General features: G+C 63.6%; 21 protein-coding genes. 17 read left to right on the top strand and 4 right to left on the bottom strand.

Annotated elements, in window-relative coordinates; translation table 11 throughout:
* Positions 1-15: 15 nt before the first annotated feature.
* Complete coding sequence (locus MUB52_RS01830; protein ID WP_263842475.1) at positions 16-666, bottom strand: carbonic anhydrase; 651 nt, start codon at positions 664-666, stop codon at positions 16-18.
* Positions 667-810: 144 nt separating this feature from the next.
* Here MUB52_RS01830 and MUB52_RS01825 point away from each other — a divergent pair, with 144 nt between their 5' ends.
* The 3 genes from MUB52_RS01825 (at position 811) to MUB52_RS01815 (ending at position 3,434) form a co-directional block, all read left to right on the top strand.
* Positions 811-1,191, top strand: coding sequence for a hypothetical protein (locus MUB52_RS01825; RefSeq protein ID WP_263842474.1), 381 nt, complete (start codon positions 811-813; stop codon positions 1,189-1,191).
* Between the two features lie 63 nt (positions 1,192-1,254).
* Complete coding sequence (locus tag MUB52_RS01820) at positions 1,255-2,640, top strand: leucyl aminopeptidase family protein (RefSeq protein WP_263842473.1); 1,386 nt, start codon at positions 1,255-1,257, stop codon at positions 2,638-2,640.
* Positions 2,637-3,434: a C40 family peptidase gene (locus tag MUB52_RS01815; RefSeq protein WP_263842472.1), complete on the top strand. Its 798-nt coding sequence runs from the start codon at positions 2,637-2,639 to the stop codon at positions 3,432-3,434. The genes MUB52_RS01820 and MUB52_RS01815 overlap by 4 nt, the downstream gene beginning before the upstream one ends.
* A gap of 76 nt (positions 3,435-3,510) precedes the next feature.
* Here MUB52_RS01815 and MUB52_RS01810 read toward each other — a convergent pair whose 3' ends face one another.
* Together MUB52_RS01810 and MUB52_RS01805 are read right to left on the bottom strand one after the other, a co-directional pair.
* Positions 3,511-3,858 (bottom strand): DUF2794 domain-containing protein, encoded by a 348-nt coding sequence (locus MUB52_RS01810; protein ID WP_263842471.1) that lies wholly within the window; start codon positions 3,856-3,858, stop codon positions 3,511-3,513.
* Between the two features lie 96 nt (positions 3,859-3,954).
* Positions 3,955-4,572 carry a TetR/AcrR family transcriptional regulator gene (locus tag MUB52_RS01805; protein WP_263842470.1) on the bottom strand — a complete coding sequence of 206 codons (618 nt, stop codon included), beginning with the start codon at positions 4,570-4,572 and terminating at the stop codon, positions 3,955-3,957.
* A 139-nt stretch (positions 4,573-4,711) separates the two neighbouring features.
* Here MUB52_RS01805 and mbfA point away from each other — a divergent pair, with 139 nt between their 5' ends.
* The 7 genes from mbfA to MUB52_RS01770 all read left to right on the top strand — a co-directional run bounded on the left by mbfA (position 4,712) and on the right by MUB52_RS01770 (position 10,475).
* A complete protein-coding gene (mbfA, locus tag MUB52_RS01800) occupies positions 4,712-5,686 on the top strand; it encodes an iron exporter MbfA (RefSeq protein WP_263842469.1) in 975 nt (324 codons plus the stop codon).
* Between the two features lie 36 nt (positions 5,687-5,722).
* Positions 5,723-6,652 (top strand): AEC family transporter, encoded by a 930-nt coding sequence (locus MUB52_RS01795; RefSeq protein WP_263842468.1) that lies wholly within the window; start codon positions 5,723-5,725, stop codon positions 6,650-6,652.
* A 64-nt stretch (positions 6,653-6,716) separates the two neighbouring features.
* Positions 6,717-7,547: an S-formylglutathione hydrolase gene (fghA, locus tag MUB52_RS01790; protein ID WP_263842467.1), complete on the top strand. Its 831-nt coding sequence runs from the start codon at positions 6,717-6,719 to the stop codon at positions 7,545-7,547.
* A complete protein-coding gene (locus MUB52_RS01785) occupies positions 7,544-7,999 on the top strand; it encodes a YaiI/YqxD family protein (protein WP_263842466.1) in 456 nt (151 codons plus the stop codon). Before fghA ends, MUB52_RS01785 begins: the two co-directional genes overlap by 4 nt.
* A 27-nt stretch (positions 8,000-8,026) precedes the next feature.
* On the top strand, positions 8,027-8,647 hold the full coding sequence (locus MUB52_RS01780) for an HAD family hydrolase (RefSeq protein ID WP_263842465.1): 621 nt from the start codon (positions 8,027-8,029) through the stop codon (positions 8,645-8,647).
* The gene (locus MUB52_RS01775; RefSeq protein WP_263842464.1) at positions 8,644-9,561 is read left to right on the top strand and encodes an ornithine cyclodeaminase family protein; all 918 of its coding nucleotides are present in this window, start codon (positions 8,644-8,646) and stop codon (positions 9,559-9,561) included. The genes MUB52_RS01780 and MUB52_RS01775 overlap by 4 nt, the downstream gene beginning before the upstream one ends.
* Positions 9,543-10,475 carry an alpha/beta fold hydrolase gene (locus MUB52_RS01770; RefSeq protein WP_263842463.1) on the top strand — a complete coding sequence of 311 codons (933 nt, stop codon included), beginning with the start codon at positions 9,543-9,545 and terminating at the stop codon, positions 10,473-10,475. The genes MUB52_RS01775 and MUB52_RS01770 overlap by 19 nt, the downstream gene beginning before the upstream one ends.
* Here the strand turns inward: MUB52_RS01770 and MUB52_RS01765 are convergent.
* Positions 10,472-11,713 (bottom strand): MFS transporter, encoded by a 1,242-nt coding sequence (locus MUB52_RS01765; RefSeq protein WP_263842462.1) that lies wholly within the window; start codon positions 11,711-11,713, stop codon positions 10,472-10,474. The two genes, MUB52_RS01770 and MUB52_RS01765, sit on opposite strands and share 4 nt — an antisense overlap.
* Before the next feature lie 132 nt (positions 11,714-11,845).
* Between MUB52_RS01765 and zapE the strand changes: the two genes are divergently transcribed.
* From zapE to MUB52_RS01730, 7 genes are all read left to right on the top strand, one after another.
* The gene (gene zapE, locus MUB52_RS01760) at positions 11,846-12,904 is read left to right on the top strand and encodes a cell division protein ZapE (protein ID WP_263842461.1); all 1,059 of its coding nucleotides are present in this window, start codon (positions 11,846-11,848) and stop codon (positions 12,902-12,904) included.
* A gap of 296 nt (positions 12,905-13,200) precedes the next feature.
* A complete protein-coding gene (locus tag MUB52_RS01755; protein WP_263842460.1) occupies positions 13,201-14,262 on the top strand; it encodes an ABC transporter ATP-binding protein in 1,062 nt (353 codons plus the stop codon).
* Position 14,263: 1 nt separating this feature from the next.
* Positions 14,264-15,163 (top strand): ABC transporter permease, encoded by a 900-nt coding sequence (locus MUB52_RS01750; RefSeq protein WP_263842459.1) that lies wholly within the window; start codon positions 14,264-14,266, stop codon positions 15,161-15,163.
* Positions 15,156-15,959 (top strand): ABC transporter permease, encoded by an 804-nt coding sequence (locus tag MUB52_RS01745; protein WP_263842458.1) that lies wholly within the window; start codon positions 15,156-15,158, stop codon positions 15,957-15,959. The genes MUB52_RS01750 and MUB52_RS01745 overlap by 8 nt, the downstream gene beginning before the upstream one ends.
* A gap of 35 nt (positions 15,960-15,994) precedes the next feature.
* Entirely contained in the window at positions 15,995-17,020 is a 1,026-nt protein-coding gene (locus tag MUB52_RS01740) for an extracellular solute-binding protein (RefSeq protein WP_263842457.1), read from the top strand.
* A 61-nt stretch (positions 17,021-17,081) separates the two neighbouring features.
* Positions 17,082-18,122 carry a histone deacetylase family protein gene (locus MUB52_RS01735; protein ID WP_263842456.1) on the top strand — a complete coding sequence of 347 codons (1,041 nt, stop codon included), beginning with the start codon at positions 17,082-17,084 and terminating at the stop codon, positions 18,120-18,122.
* 79 nt (positions 18,123-18,201) lie between these two features.
* A complete protein-coding gene (locus tag MUB52_RS01730) occupies positions 18,202-19,164 on the top strand; it encodes an adenosine deaminase (protein ID WP_263842455.1) in 963 nt (320 codons plus the stop codon).
* Position 19,165 lies beyond the last annotated feature (1 nt).

Genomic DNA, 19,165 nt, shown 5'->3' with positions numbered 1-19,165 from the left:
CGCGGGCGCGTGTTGCTAGACGATCTGAAACGCCTTCGTGTGGGGGTTGAAGAACTCGAGCCCCCCGTCGCCAATATCCGTCCATAGGCCATGCAGGGTCAGCCCGCCACCCTTGACCTTCTCGCTGACGAACGGGAAGGTCAGAAGGTTCTCAAGGCTGACGAGAACCGCTTGTTTTTCAAGCTGTTGAGCCTGCAGCGCAGCATCTTTTTCGTCAGCCACCAGCGCGTACTTCGGACGCAGAATATCCATCCAGCGCCCGACGAAGCTGGTCTCTTCCTCCAGATCAGGCGCGTTCCCGCGGCACATCTCGATGCACCCCTTCACACCGCCGCAGTTGGAATGGCCCAGCACAATCAGATGCGCAACATGCAACACATCGACGGCGTATTCCACCGCTGCTGAGGTCCCGTGATAGTCGCCATCCGGCCGAAACGGTGGCACCAGATTGGCGATGTTGCGGTGGATGAAGAACTCGCCCTGATCGGCCCCGAAGATGGAAATGGCATTGACGCGGCTGTCACAGCAGGAAATCACCATCGCCCGCGGATGCTGGCCTTCTGTTGCAAGATGGCGATACCAGGCCTTGTTGTCCGCATAGCCGGTTGCTTTCCAGCCATGATATCGCTGCACCAGATAGCTCGGCAGCGGCTTTACGTCATCCATAACTGTCCCGTTCGTCTTTTTGTGCGCTGGGTTATACCGAATTCACATAGAATTCGAGGGAAAAGCGCCCGTGCTCTCAACACTTTGGATAGGTTTGCGCGGCATAACGCTCGCGTGCCGTGGGGGCATCGAAGGGTGAGTACAATGGATCAAGTCCTGAAAATCGGGCTGAAGGAAACCGTGCACGTCGATCAGGATCGGCTGGCCGCACTCTATGCGGAACTGGGTCACGCCGGCGCCGAAGACGTCGTGTGCCGGGCCATGGAAGAAATGGCCTTGCGCCTGTCACATTGCAGCCGCCTCCACTCTGCACGAAACCTGGATGAATTGCGCAAATGCGCCCGCTCTCTCATCGCCATCGGGGATCAGATCGGGATGCACGCGCTGACCCGCGTGGCCGGCGACGTGATCTGCGCCATCGATGCAGGCGACGGTCCTGCCGTGGCTGCGACCCTCGCACGGCTCATTCGGATTGGCGAGCAATCGCTGACCGCGATCTGGGACTTGCAGGACATCACCATCTGACGTCTTGCGCGGCGGGCATGACAGGCTAGGCTGAGCACATCGCTCCCAACAAGGCCCGCGCCCATGCCGCTTCCGCTCTTCGCCGACCCCACTGACACGGCACGCCCCCTCCACATCGTCGATCAGGACAGCTTCGAGACCTGGCGCGAGGCGCAACCCGCCGAAATCGGCGCCTGGATCGACGCGCTCGACTTCAAGGGAGCGCTGGGACAGGCGATTTCCGTGCCCGGAGCCGATGGCACGCCTGCGGGGGCTATCGTTGGCTTCGGCACCGACAAGAGCAGGGCACGCGCGCGCTTTCACTTGGCCGCCGCAGCGGCAAAGCTTCCAAAGGGAACCTACCAGATCGCCTCGGGTCTGCCCGAGGAGATGGCCGAAGTCGAAGCTCTGGGCTGGCTGCTCGCAGGCTACCGCTTCGACCGCTACAAGGACCAGTCCCCGATGGCTGCGGCGCTCGTCGCGCCTGGCGGAATAGATGCTAATGCCGTCGCCGCCATCGCCATGGGCGAAGCGCTGACGCGCGATCTCATCAATACGCCGGCCTCCGATATGGGGCCAGACGCGCTGGAAGAGGCGGCGCAGGATCTGGCCGCGCGGCACGATGCCCGGATCCGGGTGATCCTGGGCGAGGATCTGCTGGCGGACAACTTTCCGCTGATCCACACGGTCGGGCGCGCCGCGCATCGCGAGCCGCGCCTGATCGACCTGCGCTGGGGCGACGCCGGGCCACGCATCACCCTGGTCGGCAAAGGCGTCTGCTTCGACACCGGCGGTCTGAACCTGAAACCCGGCGCGTCCATGGCGTTGATGAAGAAGGACATGGGGGGCGCTGCAGCCGTTCTGGGCCTGGCGCAGATGATCATGGCGAGCGGCTTGCCCCTGCAGTTGCGCGTGCTGATCCCCGCCGTGGAGAACGCCGTCTCGGGCAACGCTTTTCGGCCCGGCGACATCCTGACTTCGCGCAAAGGGCTGACGGTCGAGATCAACAACACCGATGCCGAGGGCCGCCTCGTTCTGGCCGATGCGCTGGCCCTGGCGCAAGAGGACGATCCGGATCTGATTGTGTCAATGGCCACGCTGACCGGGGCCGCGCGGGTGGCTGTCGGGCCCGACCTCGCGCCATACTATTGCGATGATGCGGACTTCGTGACCCGGCTCGAGAATGCGGCAGAAACACAGGCCGATCCGGTCTGGCGCATGCCATTCCATACGCCGTACGAGCCGCTGATCGAACCCGGCATCGCCGATCTCGACAACGCGCCGAAGGGGGGCTTCGCAGGCTCGATCACTGCGGCACTCTTCCTGCGGCGATTTGTCGAACAGACGCCCTATGCGCATTTCGACATCTACGGCTGGCAGCCTTCGGATGCGCCCGGGCGACCAAAAGGCGGTGTCGGTCAGGCCACCCGGGCCTTATTGCGGGTGTTCGCCGAGATGAGCAGCCCGTGACCGACCCACGCGTCAGCCCCGATCCCGCCCTCGCGGTCCTGTCCGAGCCGAAGCGGGTCACTGCACCCCTCGTCGACCTTCGGCGCCAGCCAGATGGTTCGCGCGACCGGCAGTTGCTCTACGGCGATGAGGTGACCGTCCTGCATCACGCGGACGGCTGGAGCCTCGTATGCGCCGCGAAAGACGGCTATTGCGGCTACTTGCCAAGTGACAGCCTCGGGTCGGTCACGCCGGCCACGCATAAGGTGACGGCCCGCGCCACACATGCTTACACAGAACCAGACCTGAAGTCGCCCGAGCAGCACAGCCTCTCCTTCGGCAGCCAGATCACCGCCCTGTCGGAAACCGCGACCTTCATCGAAACCGAGTTGGGCCACATCCCCCGCCAGCATCTGCATCGCACCAGCGATGTGGCGACCGATCCGGCTGCGGTGGCCGGGCTTTTCCTCAGTACGCCCTATCTTTGGGGCGGCAACAGCGCCTGGGGTATCGACTGTTCCGGTCTGGTCCAGATCGCCTGCCTCGCCTGCGGGCTGTCCTGCCCAGGCGACAGCGATCAGCAGGCCAAAGAGCTGGGCAGATCGCTACCGCCGGGCACGCCCTACGAACGCAACGACCTTCTGTTCTGGGATGGCCATGTCGCCTGGGTCCAGACCTCCGAGACGCTTCTGCACGCCAACGCCGGGCATATGTCCGTCGCGGAGGAGCCCATCGACCAGGCGATCGATCGCATCGCCGCCCAAGGCGACGGGCCGGTCACACTGCATAAGCGCCTGTCTTTGCCCGACGGTTGACGAATGCGCCCAACGCAAGCGCCGGAGGCGCTTGCAAACATCATGTGGCCCGGCACGGGCCTCCGTTTGAGAAACGCTAGTCTACCGCGCGGATCAGCTTGCGTTCGAGGACACGCAGCACCGTCTTCAGGTCATGGCCCCGCCGCAGGATCTGCCCGTCCATACCGACGACCGCATACATCCCCTGCTTATCCCGCATCCGTGGGCGTTTTTCGATCCGGTAGATCGGATTTTCCGCCGTGCGCCGAAATACCGAGAACACGGCCACGTCCCGTAGACAGGAGATCCCATAGTCGCGCCACTCTCCCGCAGCGACGAATCGACCGTAAAGCGAGAGGATCACCGAAAGTTCCGTACGATGGAAAGCGACCTGCTGCGGCGGAAACTGATGCAGGGTGTTGGACGGTGGCACCGGGATGTTCATGGCATCAGCTTTGCCCCGATACGCGCACAAATCAAGCCCTCTCGGCGCACAGCCAACCGCCCCTGCCGCACACCGGTCCGGTCCAACCGGCGGGCCTCAAACACCGTAGCGTGCCATGAAAGTCTTCACCGCCCCATCGACCACGCGTTCGATCTCTTCGGGCGTGACCGTTTTCGTCATGCCGAAGATCAGTCGCGGCCACACATCGGCCTTGCACAGCTCGCCGAACTGGTCTGCCGCAAGGGCGCGGTCTTCGATCCGCAATTCCCCCCGGGCCTCCGCCTGCTCGAAGTAGGCGGCCATCTCGGCGCGCATCACGGCAGGACCGGAGTTGTAGAACTTCTGACCCAACTCAGGAAACCGGTCCGATTCCGCGACGCAGATGCGGAAGATCTGCTGCCCGAACTTCGAGGTGATGAAGCGCAGGAAGTGCCGCCCGGTCTGCTGCAACACCTGTTCCGGTGCCGCGCTCACGTCGATCCGGCTCAGCGCATCGTCCGCCTGCCGCTGGCACTCGCTCGTGGCCACCTCCATGAACAGCAACCGCTTGTCCGGGAAATAGCTGTAGAGCGTCGCCTTTGAGACGTTGGCCACACGGGCGATCTCGTCCACGCTGGCTCCTTCGAATCCGTCCGCCATGAAGACCTGCCGCGCACCCTCAAGGACCTGATCGAACTTGCGACCCTTGCGGATGATTTCGGCTGTTGATGTCATAGACCCCCCGGGTTCAGCTGTCCCACAGTATAAACCGAACGGTTCAGTTCCAAGCAAAATTCGGTCTGACCTGGCGCAAAGGCGGTTGCCCGATCTTTTCACCAACATTAGAATGGTTCTAAGATATAGGGTGCACATCATGCGGTTTTCCTTTTCGAACAAGCGCTTCCAAGATCTGAGCGAGCAACAAATGCTGGCTTTGGCAATCTCGTCCGAGGAAGACGACGCGCGCATCTATCGCGGCTATGCAGAGCATCTGCGCCCCGATTTTCCCGATTCTGCCGCGGTGTTCGACGGTATGGCGACGGAGGAGGACGAGCATCGGCAGCGGCTGATCGACCGGCACAAGGCCCGGTTCGGGGATGTTATTCCGCTGATCCGGCGCGAGCATATCGCGGGCTATTACCACCGCCGACCGATCTGGCTGGTTGAAAACCTGGGGCTTGACCGCATCCGTGCGGAGGCCGAGGCGATGGAGCGCGACGCGCAAGCCTTCTATCTCGCGGCCGCCGCGAAAACGACCGACGCCGAGACGCGCAGGCTTCTGGGCGATCTTGCCGCCGCCGAGGCGGGACATCAGGCCGCGGCAAGCGACCTCGAAGCCCGCCATCTGGGTGGTGAAGCGCGCGAGACCGAGGACCGGACGGCCCGCAGGCAGTTCCTGCTGACCTGGGTCCAGCCGGGGCTTGCGGGGCTGATGGATGGCTCGGTCTCGACGCTCGCGCCGATTTTCGCCACCGCCTTTGCCACCCAGGACACCTGGACGACCTTCCTTGTCGGGCTGGCCGCGTCGGTGGGGGCCGGCATCTCCATGGGGTTCACCGAAGCCGCATCGGATGATGGGCAACTGTCCGGGCGCGGATCGCCGATCAAGCGCGGCTTCGCCTCGGGCATCATGACCACCGTGGGCGGTCTGGGCCACGCGCTGCCCTATCTCATCACCGATTTCTGGACCGCAACCGTGATCGCCATCGCAGTAGTGTTTGTCGAGCTCTGGGCCATTGCCTGGATCCAGAACCGCTACATGGAAACACCCTTCTGGCGCGCCACGCTCCAGGTCGTGTGCGGCGGCGCACTGGTCTTCGGTGCCGGCGTTCTGATCGGATCGGGCTAGCTTGCGGAGTGCTGCGGCAGGCTCTAACAACCTTCCATGGTTGACATCTTTCTCAAGACCGTTCCCTTCTTTGCGCTGATCGGTCTGGGATATTGGGCGGGCTACACTCGGTTCTTCACCGAAGAGGCCACGGCTTACCTCACCAAATTCGTGTTCTACTTCGCGCTGACGGCGATGCTGTTTCGCTTCGCGGCCAATCTGTCGTTCGACGACGTCTGGGACCCCAATCTCGTGGCCGGTTACCTTGCCGGTACCCTCGCCGTCTATCTGGTCGCCACGCTGTTGGGGTACCTGCGCAAGCTCGACGTCGCCACCACGGCCGTCGAAGCGCAATGCGCCGCGATCGGCAATGTGGGCTTCCTTGGCGTGCCGATGCTGACGCTGCTGATGGGCGAGGCCGCGATTGGGCCGATCATGATGGCGCTGGCGGTGGACCTTATCGTCTTCTCCAGCCTGATCGTGATCCTGATCACCGGGTCGCGCGACGGGCGGCTGAGCTTCGGCATCCTGCGCACCGTGGGGCTGGGGCTGATCAGGAACCCGATGATCGTCTCGATCGTGGCGGGGCTGATCTGGTCGGTCTACGACTTGCCTATCCCCGTGCCCGCGAATGAGTTTCTGGCCATCCTTGGCGCAGCTGCAACGCCCGGCGCGCTCTTCGCCATTGGTGCCTCGCTCGCCAGCAAATCGGCCGAGCGGTTGCAGATCGCAGGCTGGCTCAGCTTTTGCAAGCTGGGGCTGCATCCGCTCTTCGTGGCCATCGGGGTGCTTTATCTCTTCCCCGCCGATCCCTACTTCGCTGCTGTGATCATCGCCGCCGCGGCTCTGCCGGTCGCGGGCAATGTCTATATCCTCGCGCAACACTACGGCGTCGCCCCGCATCGCGTGTCGGCGGCGATCCTCGTCTCGACAATGATCAGCATCGTGACTGTCAGCGGAATTATTGCTGCGGTTGCCCCAGCCTAAGGTGGCTATTGCCCGCAGGTTGCACGCGGGTTAGCCATCCATCACGTCAAAAAGGAGCCCGCCCATGCAAACCATCTCGGAAAACGCCTGCTTCGGCGGCACCCAGGGGGTTTACACCCATGCCTCCAAGGTCTGCGCCTGTGACATGACCTTCGGGCTCTTTCTGCCGCAGGAGGCGGCCGACGGGCCGGTGCCGCTGCTGTGGTATCTTTCCGGGCTGACCTGCACACATGAGAACGCGATGACCAAGGCAGGCGCGCAGGCCTGGGCCGCAGAGCAGGGTATCGCACTTGTCTTCCCCGACACCTCGCCACGCGGTGAGGTCGTGGCCGATGACGAAGCCTATGACCTCGGGCAAGGCGCTGGGTTCTACGTCAACGCAACCGAAGCACCCTGGGCTGCGCATTTCCAGATGTGGGACTATGTCACAGAAGAGTTGACCAGGGTGCTGGACCATTCCTTTGCGCTGGATATGGAGCGGCAGGCGATCACCGGGCACTCCATGGGCGGGCATGGCGCCTTGACCATGGCGATGTCGCTGCCGGGGCGCTTTCGCTCGGTCTCGGCTTTTGCCCCGATCTCCAACCCCACCGCGAGTGATTGGGGCCGCAAGCAGCTCTCTGCATATCTGGGGACCAATGAAGAGACCTGGGCGGCGCATGACGCCACCTTGTTGATGCGAGAGAAGGGGTTCGACGGGCCGATCCTGATCGACACTGGCACAAACGATCAGTTCATCGACCTATTGAAGCCCGAGGCGCTGGCCGAAGCCACAGCGGCCCGTCGCCAGCAGGCCACATTGCGGATGCAGCCAGGCTATGACCACAGCTATTTCTTCGTCTCGACCTTCATGGAGGAACATGTGGCCTTCCACGCCGACGCGCTCTACGCATGACGGCGCTGTACATCGACGCGGATGCCTGCCCGGTGAAGGCCGAGGCGGAGAGGGTCGCGACGCGGCATCGCGTTAAGATGTATGTGGTCTCCAACGGCGGGCTCCGCCCTTCGCAAAACCCGCTGGTCGAGACGGTGATTGTGCCGGACGGCCCCGACGTGGCGGACATGTGGATCGCCGAGCGCTGCGGCGCGGGGGATGTTGTGGTCACTGGAGACATTCCGCTTGCGGCGAAGTGCATCGAGGCCGGCGCGCAGGTTCTCAAGCACACTGGCGAGGCGCTGACGCAAGCGAATATCGGCAATGTGCTGGCCACGCGGGACCTGATGGCAGACCTGCGCGCCGCTGATCCCTTCCGGCAAGGCGGCGGCAAGGGCTTTACAAAGGCCGACCGCTCGCGTTTTCTGGATGCACTGGAGCGCACCCTACGCGCCGCAAAGACAACCAATTGATTCAAAACGACTTTTGACGAGGCATGCATGCAGCCGAAGGCCGTGGTTTTTGATATCGGGAACGTGTTGATCGAATGGCAGCCCGAGCGGTTCTACGATGCGGTCATCGGAGAAGATCGCCGCCGCGCCATGTTCGCCTCCGTAGACCTGAAAGGTATGAACGAGCGTGTGGACCGGGGCGCGCATTTCACCGACACGATCTATGCACAGGCCGAGGCCACGCCCGAGTGGCGCGAGGAAATCCGCATGTGGCACGACCGCTGGATCGAGATGGCCTCGCCCGCCATCGACCATTCCGTGCGGCTGATGAAGGCGTTGCAGCGCAATGGCGTGCCCGTCTTCTCGCTCACCAATTTCGGCGTCGAAAGCTATGATTTCGCCGCCACACACTACCCGTTTCTGCACGAGTTCGACCGCGATTTCATCTCGGGCCACATGCGGGTGACGAAGCCCAGCCCGAACATCTATGCGCAGCTTGAAGACAGCTCCGGCCTCAGCGGGGCTGATCTGGTGTTCACCGACGACCGGGCCGAGAACATCGCCGTGGCCGCATCGCGGGGCTGGCAGACGCATCTCTTCGAAGGGCCGGAGGGATGGGCGGCGCGGCTGGTGCAGGCAGGCCTGTTGACGGAGGCCGAGGCGGCATGACCGCCCCGGTGATCCCTTTCGCCGAGGGCGACGCGCTGCTCGACTGGGTCGCCTTGACCGACGCGCTGGCCGACGGCCACAGGCTGCCAAAGGCGGAGATTGCCGACACGTTTCTTTATCGCGATCCCGACACGCTGCTGAACCGATCCGCCTGGATCGACGGGCTGGGGCTGGCGGTGAAATGCGCCACTGTCTTTCCCGGGAACACGGCGCGCAGCGCCTCTTCGATCAACGGCGGGGTGATGCTGTTCTCCGATCAGGACGGCACGCTTGACGCGATCATCGACTTTCATCTGGTCACCAAGTGGAAAACAGCCGGAGACAGCCTGCTGGCCGCGCGGCGTCTTGCGCGGCCAGACAGCGAACGCATCCTGATCATAGGCGCGGGCACACAGGCGCGTGGGCTGCACGCCGCCTATGGTGCGGCCTTTCCGCAAGCCCGGTTCACCGTCTGGAACCGGACGCAGGCGAACGCCGAGGCGCTCGCCGCCGAAATCCCCCGCCTGGAGGTCGCGTCCTCTCTGGAGGACGCGATCGCCCGGGCGGACATCATCACCTGCGCCACCATGTCGACCGAGCCGCTCATTCGCGGCGACTGGCTGCAGCCCGGCCAGCATATCGATCTGATCGGCGCCTACCGCCCGGATATGCGTGAGGTCGACGACACGGCCCTGCAGCGCGCGCGCCTCTTCGTCGACAGCCGTGACACCACCATCGGGCATATCGGAGAGCTCAAGATCCCGCTGGCAAGCGGCGTGATCACCGAAGACGACATCGTCGCCGACTATTATGCGCTTGACGCCTTCAGACGACACACGCCTGACGAGATCACGCTCTTCAAGAATGGCGGCGGCGCGCATCTCGACCTGATGACCAGCCGCTACATCCTCGATCAATGGACAGCGCGACAGTGATCTGGGCCGCGGTGGCGGTCGTCGTTGCCCTTCCGTTCGCAGTCGAAGCGCTCCGCAAACCGATGACCGCCAAGGCCCGCGCCGAGGCGCCGGGCGCTTTCACAGAGCTGTCGCAAGGTCTGACGCACTATCGCTGGCACGGCGGCGGCAGCGGGCCCGTGGTGGTCTGCGTGCATGGCCTGACGACACCCAGTTTTGTCTGGGGCGGCCTGGCCAAAGGCTTGACCGGTATGGGGTTTCGGGTGCTGGTCTACGATCTCTACGGGCGCGGGTACTCCGACCGGCCGCCCGGCGCGCAGGACCACGGGTTCTTCCAGACCCAGCTGAACGACCTTCTCGCAGATCAGGGTGTCGAGGGCGAGATCACCCTGATCGGGTATTCCATGGGTGGGGCCATCGCGGCAAGGTTTGCGGCAGAGCAGCCAGAGCGTCTGCGCAGGCTGATCCTTCTGGCGCCAGCGGGGATGGAGCCTGTCGTCACCGGTCTGATCGCCTTCGCGGCCCGCACGCCGGTGATTGGCGCGTGGCTGATGCTTGCGCGCTATCCCGCGATCCTGCGCCGCGGTCTCCGGGCCGAGGCCGGTCAACCCAGCAGCGTCGAGGAGATCGGAAAGCTGCAGGCGGCCGAACTGACCTGGCGCGGATTTATCCCCGCCGTGCGCGCGAGCCTGCGCGGGATCCTGTCGCAGGTCATGCAGGCCGAGCACCGACAGCTGAAAGCGGCGAAGGTGCCGGTGCTTGCGGTCTGGGGTGCGGAGGACGCCGTGATCTCACTTCAGGCGGCCGAGCGGCTGCGTGACTGGAACGACCGGGTTCGCACCGTCGTGATCCCCGGCGCGGGCCATGGCTTGCCCTACACCCACACAGCCGATGTGTTGGCGCAGGTTGAGGCCTTTTCTCGCGACACTGCCTAGGCGGTGCGCAGCCCTTCCAGCCGGCGCTCCCGGATCGGCAGGTGAATGATTGCGCTGAAGGCGCCCACACCCACGCCGATCCACCAGACCAGGGTGTAATCGCCATAGACGTCGTACATCCGCCCGCCCAGCCAGGCACCCATGAAGCTGCCCAGCTGGTGACTGAAGAAGATGATCCCGTAAAGCGTGCCCATGTACCGCAGACCGTAGATATGCGCGATGAGCCCGGAGGTCAGCGGGATGGTGGCGAGCCACAGGCTGCCCATGACGATGGCGAAGAGGATGACGCTGGTGGGCGTGATCGGGAAGATGATGAAGAGCGCCGCGGCCACCGTGCGGCCCAGATAGATGCCCGCCAGCAGATACTTCTTCGAGTAATACTTGCCCAGCCAGCCGGCCAGCAGCGTGCCGCCGATATTGGCCACGCCGATCAGCGATAGGGCCACCGCGCCCAGCGCCGAGGTGGTGCTGACCCCCATGCTGTCGAGCATCCCGCCCGGCGCAATCGGGCCGCAGAGCTCTTCGACGAAAGCGGGGAAATGCGCCGTGATGAAGGCCAGCTGATAGCCGCAGGAGAAAAAGCCCAGGAAAATGAAGGTGTAGGTTGGGTCCCGGAACGCCTTGACCAGGATCTCGCCCATGCTCTCTTCCAGCTCGCTCTTGCTGGCAAGCTCGGGCGCGCGCATCAGCGGCAAAAGCAGCAGGACGAGGACGATCGACAGCGCAAAGATCAGAAAGATGCTCTGCCACGGCATGAAGCCCAGCATCCACTGCGCAAGGGGTGGGCCGAAGATCTGCCCGCCGCTACCCGCCGCCGAGACAATCGCCAGCGACATCGACCGGTTCTCGTCCGAAGCGGCGCGCCCAACCACGGCCAGGATCACGCCAAAGCCTGTCCCGGCGATGCCGAAGCCCACGAGCCAGGCGTAAAGCTGATGCTCGATGGGGGTGACGGAATAGGCCGACAGCACCAGCCCCAGCGCATAGATCACCGCCCCGAGGATGATCGCCTTGCGGTCGCCGATCTTCTCTGCCAGCGCGCCAAAGAGCGGCTGCCCGACACCCCAGGCGAGGTTCTGAATGGCGATGGCCAGCGAGAACTCGGCCCGCAGCCAGCCGAACTCCTCGGCAATCGGGATCTGGAAGACTCCAAAGGCCGACCGGATCGCGAAACTCACGACGATGATCACACAGCCGACAATCAGAACCGGCGTAAACAGGGGAGCGCGCGTTTGCATGGATCAGCCTCCGATGCTGCGAGACTACGCCGCCACCCGCGCCGGTCAATTCAGCATTTTTTGCTCTGACATAACAAATTCTGATGCCAAAGCGGCCTTTTCAGCGCCACATCCGCGCGCTAAGGCGAAGGGATGCAAACGCTGGGCGACATCTATGATGGCTTGATCGAAGCGGGCTCTCTGCAGCCCGACGACGCCCAATTGACGGTTCTGCCCGAATTCGACCGAATCAGAACCGCGCTGCAGACACCGGTGAAAAAGGGGCTGTTCCGCAAGGCGCAAGAGCCGCCCAAGGGGCTCTACCTCTGGGGCGGTGTGGGGCGTGGCAAGTCGATGCTGATGGATCTCTTTGTCGAACACCTCGAGAGGATCCCATCGCGCCGCGTGCATTTCCATGCCTTCATGCAGGAAATCCACAGCGCGATGCATGAGGTGCGCAAGACCGGGGTCGAAGACGCGATCGCCCCGGTGGCCGCGGATGTCGCGGCTTCCGTCCGGCTGCTGGCCTTCGACGAGATGCAGATCACCGATATCACCGATGCGATGATCGTCGGGCGGCTCTTCGAGGCGCTCTTTGCCGATGGTGTCGTCGTGGTGACGACGTCCAACAGGGTGCCGGACGATCTCTATCGCAACGGGCTCAACCGCGACCTCTTCCTGCCCTTCATTGCGCTGATCAAGGAGAAGATGAACGTGGTCGAGCTGGCCAGCCCCACCGACTACCGGCAGGACCGCCTCGGTGGGCAACCGGTCTATTTCACGCCGCTGAACGCCGAGGCGCGGGCCGAGATGGACGCGGTCTGGCGTGATCTCGCCGGCGGTCCGGGCGAGCCGCTGGTTCTCAAGGTCAAGGGCCGCGAGGTTGAACTGCCCGCGTTTCGAAACGGTGTGGCCCGCGCGGGCTTCCACGATCTCTGTAGCCGGGCCTTGGGGGCTGCGGACTATCTGGCGCTCGCGGATGCGGTCAAGGTGCTGATGCTGGACAACATCCCCACCCTGTCACGCGATAACTTCAACGAGGCGAAGCGCTTCGTGACGCTGATCGACGCGCTTTACGAGGCGCAGGTGCGGCTGATCTGCTCGGCAGCCGCCAAGCCCGAGATGTTGTATCTGGAGGGCGAAGGCACCTTCGAGTTCGAACGGACCGCGTCACGCTTGCGCGAAATGCAGTCCGACGGTTGGGGCCAGTAAGCGGAACCACGCAGCCTCAGACCTGAACCGGTGGACAAGCCTCATAGCAGGTTGCTCATCGTCCAGTGAGTGTTCGACGCGGTTGCCGCCCGCTCCGCTCTTGCTGAACGAAAGGATCGCATCCACCAGCTGGATGACCGCGGGACCAACCTCCGACCAGAGCATCCAGCAGACGCGATGCAAACGCAGCCATCGATGCCTGGTCCAACGATAAATCTGCTCGCCTGTGCACAGCAGCAGTTGAAATCGGCGCGCTTTGTTCCTCTGATAGGGCAAAAAACCGTCGGGGGACCGGATTGGACGACCAACCAGCCATTCGCATAGCAGATGCGCGCAAGCTTTACGGCAGCGGCGAAGCGGCGGTGCGGGCGTTGGATGGGGTGTCTCTTGATATTCTGAACGGGGAATTCTTTACGCTGCTTGGACCATCCGGGTGTGGCAAGACGACGCTTCTGCGGCTCATCGCGGGTTTCGAGACACCCACGGAGGGGCGAATCCACATCGCGGGGGCCGACGTCTCGGACGATCCGCCGAACCGGCGGCCGGTCAACACCGTGTTCCAGTCCTACGCGCTCTTTCCGCATATGAGCGTGCGCCGGAACATCGCGTTCGGTCTTGAGATGTTGGGCCGCCAACGGGGTGAGATCGCGGAGACCGTCGAGCGCATGATCGCGCTTGTGCAACTGAGCGACATGGCCGAGCGCACGCCGACGCAGCTCTCGGGCGGCCAGCAGCAACGGGTGGCGCTTGCGCGGGCGCTGGCACCGAAACCCAAGGTGCTGCTGCTCGACGAGCCCCTCTCCGCGCTCGATCTGAAGCTCCGCAAAGAGATGCAACTGGAGCTCAAACGCCTTCAGCACGAAACCGGCATCACCTTCGTCTTCGTGACCCACGATCAGGAAGAGGCATTGACCATGTCGGACCGGATCGGCGTCATGCGCGGCGGCCGGCTGCTGCAAGTCGGCAGCCCGCGCGAGATCTACAACCACCCGGCCGACCGTTTCGTCGCCGATTTCATCGGCGAGACGAACTTTCTCTCCGCGCGCGTGGAGGCCGAAGCGGTCGTCCTGCAAAATGGCGCGCGAGTGCCCTTGGCTTCCACCCGCACGCCCGGGAGCATGGTGACGCTGGCGGTTCGGCCCGAGCAGGTGCAGCTGCGCCCGGACGGCCCCATTGCGGCCACGGTCCGGCAGGTGGTTTATTCCGGCACCGACACCCATTGCTACGCCGCCCTTTCGGATGGCACGCAAATCGTCGCGCGGCTGCAAAACCCGCCCTCCGGCGAGGTCGGACTCCAGGCCGGTGAAGCGATCCGGATCGGCTTTGCGGAGGACGCCGTGCAGATGCTGGACGACTGAGATGGCCGCACCCCCCCGATCGCCCGCGCGCACAAGCTGGCTTCTGTCGACGCCTGCGCTGCTGCTGCTGATCTTCGGCGCCGCGGGTCCCCTGCTGATCGTCCTGGTCTATGCCTTTCTGGAGCCGGGCGAATACTCCGGCGTTGTCTGGCAGTTCACGACCGAAGCCTGGTTTCGGGTGTTCTTCGAACGCGACATCTTCGACGGCACCGTCTCGCCCGCCGATGCGCATCTGACGATCTTCTGGCGGTCGCTCGAATTGTCGGTGCTGACGACGTTGACGACCTTCGTCATCGGCCTGCCCATGGCCTGGTTCATCGCCACGCGACCGGCCAACCAGCGGGCGATCTGGCTGTTTCTCATCACCATCCCGTTCTGGACCAACCTTCTGATCCGCACCTTTGCGATCATGGAGGTGATCCGCAATCAGGGGATCCTGAACTCGCTGCTGATCCGTCTGGGGGTGATCAGCGACCCGATCCAGATCCTTTACACCGAGACAGCGGTGCTGATCGGCATGGCTTACGTGTATCTGCCGCTGATGGTGCTGCCGCTCTTTGCGGCCATCGACCGGTTCGACTTTCGCCTGCTCGAGGCCGGCTATGACCTCTACGCCTCCCGCTGGCAGGTTCTGCGCCGGATCGTTCTGCCCATCGTGCGGCCGGGTATCGTTGCAGGCTCCATTCTGGTCTTCGTGCCGTCGCTCGGAGCTTATGTCACGCCGCGTATCCTGGGTGGCGGCAAGAACATGATGATCGGCAACTTCATCGAGCTTCAGTTCGGTCAGGGCCGCAACTGGCCGCTGGGCGCCGCGCTGTCGCTGATCCTTCTTGCCATCGTTCTGATCGCACTTCTGATCTATGTCCGGGTCACGACGCGGGAGGACAGCCGCCATGGCTAGACGCCGCTTTTCCGTCACCCGTTTTCCGGGCTTTGCACCGATTGCGCTCACCGCCTTCGTGCTGCTCTATGCCCCGATCATCATCATCGTGATCTATTCGTTCAACGCCTCGGATTCGGTGGCCCTCTGGGGTGGGTTTTCACTCAAGTGGTACGTGGCGGCCTGGGGCAACGAAGCGGTGCAGGATGCCACACTGCGCTCGCTCGTCATCGCGAGCGTCGCGGCATGCGTCTCGACCATCGTTGCCACCATGGCCGCGATTGCCACGACCCGGCGCAGCCGCTTCCGCGGGCAGACCTTTATCTATGTCATGATCAACCAGCCGCTGATGGTCCCCGAAATCGTGACCGCCGTGGCGCTCCTGATCTTTTTCGCCGCCATTCGGGTGGCGACCGGATACCAGGGTCTGGGCTATCTGATCCTCGCCCATTCGGCCTTCTGCATCCCCTTCGCCTACCTGCCGATCCGGGCACGGCTGGAAGGGATGGACCTGTCGCTCGAGACCGCGGCCGCCGACCTCTACGCCACGCCGTGGATGACATTCCGCCGGATCACCCTGCCGCTTCTTGCGCCGGGCATTGCCGCAGGGGCGATGCTGGCCTTCGTCATCTCGCTCGATACGGTCGTGATCACCGAATTCATCAAATCCGCCGGCCAGGACACGCTGCCCACCTACATGTTGGGGCAGTTGCGGCGCGCCATCACGCCCGAGGTCAACGCCATTGCAACCGCGCTTTTGGCGTTGACAGTCTTGCTGCTCACGGCATTCTTTCTTCTGACGAGACGACGGGGATGAACCCGCATGCCGTCCTTCCAACAAGGGATACTCCAATGACCAGACTGACGACATCGACGCTCGCACTGATCGTAATGGCCGGGGCGGCCCAGGCCGAAGGCCAGTTGAACATCTACAACTGGGGCAACTACACGAACCCCGAATTGATTGAGAAATTCGAGGCCGAAACCGGCATCGAGGTGACCATTACGGATTACGACAGCAACACCACGGCGCTCGCCAAGATCGAAGCGGGGGGCCACGGCTTCGACATTGTCGTGCCCACCCACAGCTACATCCCGATCTATGCGGAAAAGGGTCTTCTGATGAAACCCGGCATTCCCGAAATGGAGAATTACGGCAACATCGCTGCGGAGTGGCGGGACGTCGAATGGGACCCGAACCGCGAATACTCGGTGCCCTGGCAATGGGGCACGACCGGCGTCGCGGTGAACCAGTCCGCCTACTCCGGTGACATCAACACGTCGTCGATCTGGCTCGACCCGCCGGAAGAGCTCGTGGGCAAGGTCAACGTCGTGCCCGAAATGCAGGACGTGATCTCCATGGCGCTGATGTATGTCGGCGGCGAGCCCTGCACGACGGACACCGAAATGCTCAAGAAAGCGCGTGACGTGCTGGTGGCGGCCAAGCCCAACTGGATGAGCATGGACTACGGGATGACAGAGAAGCTGTCGAATTCCGATGTCATGGCGACGGTCAACTGGAACGGCTCGACCTTCCGCGCGCGGGTCAACAACCCCGACGTCGCCTATGGCTACCCGAAAGAGGGCTACATCATCTGGATGGACAACGCCGCCATCCTCGCCGATGCCCAGAACGTGGACGAGGCCAAGACGTTTCTCAATTTCATCATGGACCCGGAGAACGCCGCGCTGATCTCATCCTTTGCGCGCTATGCCAATGGCATCACCGGCTCGGACGCGTTCATGCCCGATGACATGAAGACCGCGCCTGAAATCGTCGTCCCGGCCGATCTTGTCGCCGCAGGCAAGTTCACAGCCACCTGCCCTGCCGAAGCGCAGGAGTTCTACACCGCCATCTGGACCGAGCTTCAGAAGTAAACCTCTCGCGCGGCGCCGCGCATGTCGTCGTGCCGCGCGTGCTCTGGGGTCTGACCGACTTATGCGCATCTACTACTCCGAGGCGCACCGCGCCCATTTCCCGCAGGGCGAACTGCACGGCGGCGAACTCGTCACCCCCTTCGAGCGGCCCAGCCGGATCGAGTACATCCTGGCGCGGCTCCGGGCACGTGGCATGGACGATCTGCACGATCCCGGCGAGGTGGATCTCGCCCCGATCCGCGCGCTTTGCGATGCGGGATATCTGCAGTTTCTGGAAACGGCATGGGCCGAATGGACGGCCGAGGGGTTCGCGGGCGAGATCATTGCGGCCTCCTTTCCGGCGCGCCGCATGCAATCCGCCCGGCCGCCGCGCAACATCGATGGAAAGGTCGGCTACTACGCGCTGGCCTCCGAGACCGCGATCACGGCGGGCACCTGGCAGGCCGCCTGCGCGTCTGCCGCCTGTGCCCAGGGCGCCACCGCGCATGTGATCGCAGGCGCCCGCTGCGCCTTTGCGCTCTGCCGCCCGCCCGGGCATCACGCCACGGCGGATATGTATGGCGGATACTGCTTCCTGAACAACGCCGCCCTCTCCGCCGAGGCGATGCGGGCGGGCGGTGCCGCGCGCGTGGCCGTGCTTGACATCGACTTTCACCACGGCAACGGGACGCAGGACATCTTCTACGATCGGGAAGACGTATTCTTTGCGTCTCTGCACGGGGCTCCGGAGGACGCCTTCCCGTATTATCTCGGCTATGCCGATGAAACCGGCACCGGTGCGGGTGTCGGCGCGACCGCGAACTTTCCCATGCCGCCCGGGACCGATTATCCCGAGTGGAGCCTGGCGTTGGACGACGCCCTCGCCCGCATCCGCGGCTTCGGCGCTGACGGCCTCGTCGTTTCGCTCGGCGTTGACGCCTACAAGGAAGACCCGATCAGCTTTTTCAAGCTCGACAGCCCGGATTTCTTCGATGCGGGCCGAAGGATCGGCGCTTTCGGTCTTCCAACCGTCTTCTGCATGGAAGGGGGATACAGCATCGAAAATGTCGGGATCAACACGGTGAATGTGCTCGAAGGCTTTCTGGCGGGGTGCGCCGACTGATCCAAGGCTGTGCCGCAACCGAACCCCGGCGTCTGCAATGACGCTGCCCACCGACCTCATGCTCCGAGAATGATCCTCCATGGTCCCAAAGGCTGAAATCCACTGTCACATCGAAGGCGCGGCGAGCCCCGCCCTTGTCCAGACGCAGGCGCAGATCTACGGCGTCGACGTCTCGGGGATCGTCCAGGACGGACGGTTTGTCTGGGACGACTTCACCGGATTTCTTCAATGCTACGACCGCGCGGCCGCCCTGTTTCGTACAGCCGAAGACTATGCCCTCCTCGCCGAGACCTATCTGACCGAATTGGCACAGTCCGGATGCATCTACTCTGAGATCTTCATTTCGACGGATCATGCCCGCATGATCGGCCTGTCAGAGCGCGACTATATCGACGGGCTGGCGCAAGGCATGACCGAGGCGAAACGGAAGACCGGAATCGAGGCGCGCATGATCGCAACCGGGCTGCGCCACGAAGGGCCCGCCTCGGTCTTACGGGCCGCGACACACATCGCCGAAAACCCGCATCCGCTTGTCACCGGCTTTGGCATGGGCGGGGACGAGCGGCTGTACCATCCCAAGGATCTCGCGCCCGGGTTCGATGTGGCGCGGGAGGCTGGTCTTGGCATAACGACCCATGCCGGCGAATTCGCAGGGCCGGAGTCGGTGCGGGCGTCTCTGACCCACCTGAAACCAAGCCGGATCGGCCATGGCGTGCGATCCATCGAGGACCCAGAACTTGTACAGGAACTGGCCGAGAAACAGATCGTGCTGGAATGCTGCCCCGGCTCCAACATCGCCCTGTCTGTCTATGACAGTTTCGAGCAGCACCCCTTCCTTGCCCTGCGCGCCGCCGGTGTGCCTGTGACGCTGAATTCGGACGACCCGCCTCACTTCCACACATCGCTGGAGCGTGAATACGACATCGGCGCACAGGACTTCGGGCTGTCGGACGCCGAGCTGCGTGACATCACCCGAACCGCCATCGAGGCCGCTTTTGTGGACGAGACAACGCGGGCGCAGTTGCTCAGACGACTGGGCTGAG

Source organism: Roseobacter sinensis (assembly GCF_025755255.1).
Taxonomy (GTDB): Bacteria; Pseudomonadota; Alphaproteobacteria; order Rhodobacterales; family Rhodobacteraceae; genus Roseobacter; species Roseobacter sinensis.
The sequence above is the reverse complement of the archived record's forward strand: the minus strand, read 5'-3'. Positions and strand labels throughout refer to the sequence as shown.

What these genes read in the sequence shown, in the direction of transcription:
- fghA (WP_263842467.1), top strand. Translation starts at nt 6,717, where the DNA reads ATGCAAACCATCTCGGAAAACGCCTGCTTCGGCGGCACCCAGGGGGTT.
- MUB52_RS01810 (WP_263842471.1), bottom strand. Translation starts at nt 3,858, where the DNA reads ATGAACATCCCGGTGCCACCGTCCAACACCCTGCATCAGTTTCCGCCG.
- MUB52_RS01745 (WP_263842458.1), top strand. Translation starts at nt 15,156, where the DNA reads ATGGCTAGACGCCGCTTTTCCGTCACCCGTTTTCCGGGCTTTGCACCG.
- mbfA (WP_263842469.1), top strand. Translation starts at nt 4,712, where the DNA reads ATGCGGTTTTCCTTTTCGAACAAGCGCTTCCAAGATCTGAGCGAGCAA.
- MUB52_RS01795 (WP_263842468.1), top strand. Translation starts at nt 5,723, where the DNA reads ATGGTTGACATCTTTCTCAAGACCGTTCCCTTCTTTGCGCTGATCGGT.
- MUB52_RS01740 (WP_263842457.1), top strand. Translation starts at nt 15,995, where the DNA reads ATGACCAGACTGACGACATCGACGCTCGCACTGATCGTAATGGCCGGG.
- MUB52_RS01735 (WP_263842456.1), top strand. Translation starts at nt 17,082, where the DNA reads ATGCGCATCTACTACTCCGAGGCGCACCGCGCCCATTTCCCGCAGGGC.
- MUB52_RS01775 (WP_263842464.1), top strand. Translation starts at nt 8,644, where the DNA reads ATGACCGCCCCGGTGATCCCTTTCGCCGAGGGCGACGCGCTGCTCGAC.
- MUB52_RS01770 (WP_263842463.1), top strand. Translation starts at nt 9,543, where the DNA reads ATGGACAGCGCGACAGTGATCTGGGCCGCGGTGGCGGTCGTCGTTGCC.
- MUB52_RS01780 (WP_263842465.1), top strand. Translation starts at nt 8,027, where the DNA reads ATGCAGCCGAAGGCCGTGGTTTTTGATATCGGGAACGTGTTGATCGAA.
- MUB52_RS01785 (WP_263842466.1), top strand. Translation starts at nt 7,544, where the DNA reads ATGACGGCGCTGTACATCGACGCGGATGCCTGCCCGGTGAAGGCCGAG.
- MUB52_RS01765 (WP_263842462.1), bottom strand. Translation starts at nt 11,713, where the DNA reads ATGCAAACGCGCGCTCCCCTGTTTACGCCGGTTCTGATTGTCGGCTGT.
- MUB52_RS01805 (WP_263842470.1), bottom strand. Translation starts at nt 4,572, where the DNA reads ATGACATCAACAGCCGAAATCATCCGCAAGGGTCGCAAGTTCGATCAG.
- MUB52_RS01750 (WP_263842459.1), top strand. Translation starts at nt 14,264, where the DNA reads ATGGCCGCACCCCCCCGATCGCCCGCGCGCACAAGCTGGCTTCTGTCG.
- zapE (WP_263842461.1), top strand. Translation starts at nt 11,846, where the DNA reads ATGCAAACGCTGGGCGACATCTATGATGGCTTGATCGAAGCGGGCTCT.
- MUB52_RS01830 (WP_263842475.1), bottom strand. Translation starts at nt 666, where the DNA reads ATGGATGACGTAAAGCCGCTGCCGAGCTATCTGGTGCAGCGATATCAT.
- MUB52_RS01820 (WP_263842473.1), top strand. Translation starts at nt 1,255, where the DNA reads ATGCCGCTTCCGCTCTTCGCCGACCCCACTGACACGGCACGCCCCCTC.
- MUB52_RS01730 (WP_263842455.1), top strand. Translation starts at nt 18,202, where the DNA reads ATGGTCCCAAAGGCTGAAATCCACTGTCACATCGAAGGCGCGGCGAGC.
- MUB52_RS01825 (WP_263842474.1), top strand. Translation starts at nt 811, where the DNA reads ATGGATCAAGTCCTGAAAATCGGGCTGAAGGAAACCGTGCACGTCGAT.